Below are 809 nucleotides of genomic sequence, written 5' to 3'. Positions count from 1 at the left end.
GATTTGCCTACGAGGCGGGCTACGGCCTTGGACGTGGTCAACCATCGCCACGCCGGGCTACCTTCCTGCGTCACCCCTGTTAACACGCTTACCTAGTACTGGCTCGGGTCCCACGCCTAGTCACCGGTGACGTCCCGAAGGACGTCGGTGGTGGTTCGGGGTGGTTAGCATCACCGGATTCGGTATGGGCGGTTCTTCGCCGGTAGGAGAATATCAACTCCTTGTCCATCGACTACGCCTGTCGGCCTCGCCTTAGGTCCCGACTTACCCAGGGAGGATTAACCTGGCCCTGGAACCCTTGGTCATTCGGCGGACGGGTTTCTCACCCGTCTTTCGCTACTCATGCCTGCATTCTCACTCGTGTGGTCTCCACCGCTGGATCACTCCGCGGCTTCACCGCCCACACGACGCTCCCCTACCCGCCCACACGCCTGAACAGCGATCAAGTCGCTGCTGGGCTTGTGTGAGCGCCACGGCTTCGGCGGTGTACTTGAGCCCCGCTACATTGTCGGCGCGGAATCACTTGACCAGTGAGCTATTACGCACTCTTTCAAGGGTGGCTGCTTCTAAGCCAACCTCCTGGTTGTCTGGGCAACTCCACATCCTTTCCCACTGAGCACACGCTTAGGGGCCTTAGCCGGTGGTCTGGGCTGTTTCCCTCTCGACTACGAAGCTTATCCCCCGCAGTCTCACTGCCACGCTCTGGCTTGCCGGCATTCGGAGTTTGGTTGACGTCAGTAACCTGGTAGGGCCCATCGGCCATCCAGTAGCTCTACCTCCGGCAAGGAACGCGTGACGCTGCACCTAAA

At 60.2% G+C, this 809-nt stretch carries 1 rRNA gene; it reads right to left on the bottom strand.

Annotated features, from left to right (window positions below):
• Positions 1–809 (bottom strand): 23S ribosomal RNA (locus Q6350_RS15300); the annotation flags it as partial.

This window comes from Isoptericola sp. b515 (assembly GCF_030588125.1).
GTDB classification, from domain to species: Bacteria; Actinomycetota; Actinomycetes; order Actinomycetales; family Cellulomonadaceae; genus Isoptericola; species Isoptericola sediminis.
This window is presented reverse-complemented; position numbering and strand designations above follow the sequence as displayed.